General features: G+C 67.2%; 1 protein-coding gene. It reads right to left on the minus strand.

Features of this window, described 5'->3' with window-relative positions:
* Positions 1 to 79: 79 nt before the first annotated feature.
* Positions 80 to 317, minus strand: a 238-nt coding sequence (locus F6S12_RS33265; protein ID WP_315870055.1) for an AraC family transcriptional regulator, incomplete at its 5' end; no start/stop codon positions are given.

Consider the following 317-nt stretch of genomic DNA (forward strand, 5'->3'; position numbering starts at 1 on the left):
GGCGCCTTCGCTGGCAAGCCAGCTCCTACAAGGGACTGCGTGACGGGACGAAATCCGTAGGAGCCGGGATGTCGTGGAATCAGGCGGGGGCTGGCTGGAAACGCGCGCGGTAGCGCCCGGGACTTTCGCCGGTCCATTTCTTGAACGCGCGGTGGAAGGCGCTGGGCTCCTGGAAGCCAGTGAGTTCGGCAATCTCGCTGATGCTGGCCGCCGAGCGGCGTAGCAGCTCGACGGCGACGCCGCGGCGTACTTCGTCCTTGATCTCTTGATAGGAGCCGCCTTCGCGCTCCAGGCGTCGGCGCAGGGTGCTGGCGCTC

Source organism: Pseudomonas sp. JV245A (assembly GCF_032424515.1).
Lineage (GTDB): Bacteria > Pseudomonadota > Gammaproteobacteria > Pseudomonadales > Pseudomonadaceae > Aquipseudomonas > Aquipseudomonas protegens.